Origin of the sequence: Pseudoalteromonas sp. SIMBA_162 (assembly GCF_046535955.1) — a bacterium.
Classification (GTDB): domain Bacteria; phylum Pseudomonadota; class Gammaproteobacteria; order Enterobacterales; family Alteromonadaceae; genus Pseudoalteromonas; species Pseudoalteromonas marina.
In genome coordinates this window covers 1-843 of sequence record NZ_JAWJBQ010000054.1, presented here as the reverse complement: position 1 = coordinate 843, position 843 = coordinate 1, and the positions used below count along the sequence as shown (strand labels likewise).

Here is an 843-nt window from a genome sequence, read left to right as displayed (position 1 = left end):
TACCCTATCCTCCTGCGTCCCCCCATTGCTCAAATGGTGAGGAGGTGGTACAGGAATATCAACCTGTTGTCCATCGTCTACGCCTGTCGGCCTCGACTTAGGTCCCGACTAACCCTGAGCGGACGAGCCTTCCTCAGGAAACCTTAGTCATACGGTGGATGGGATTCTCACCCATCTTTCGCTACTCATACCGGCATTCTCACTTCTAAGCGCTCCACCAGTCCTTCCGGTCTGACTTCAACGCCCTTAGAACGCTCTCCTACCACGTGCATCATCGATGCACATCCACAGCTTCGGTGAATCGTTTAGCCCCGATACATTTTCGGCGCAGCGTCACTCGACCAGTGAGCTATTACGCACTCTTTAAATGATGGCTGCTTCTAAGCCAACATCCTGGTTGTCTAAGCAACGCCACATCCTTTTCCACTTAACGATTACTTTGGGACCTTAGCTGGTGGTCTGGGCTGTTTCCCTTTTGACTACGGATCTTATCACTCGCAGTCTGACTCCCGTGTATAAATATCTGGCATTCGGAGTTTGTCTGAATTCGGTAAAGCGAGATGCCCCCCTAGTCCAAACAGTGCTCTACCTCCAGTATTCTCATCACGAGGCTAGCCCTAAAGCTATTTCGGAGAGAACCAGCTATCTCCAAGTTCGATTGGAATTTCTCCGCTACCCACACCTCATCCCCGCACTTTTCAACGTGCGTGGGTTCGGGCCTCCAGTGAGTGTTACCTCACCTTCACCCTGGACATGGGTAGATCACCTGGTTTCGGGTCTACGACCACGTACTCAATTCGCCCTATTCAGACTCGCTTTCGCTGCGGCTCCGCATCTTCTGCT

1 rRNA gene is annotated in these 843 nt (G+C 52.0%); it reads right to left on the bottom strand.

From position 1 onward, the window contains the following. A 23S ribosomal RNA gene (locus R0J88_RS18670) occupies nucleotides 1–843 on the bottom strand; the annotation flags it as partial.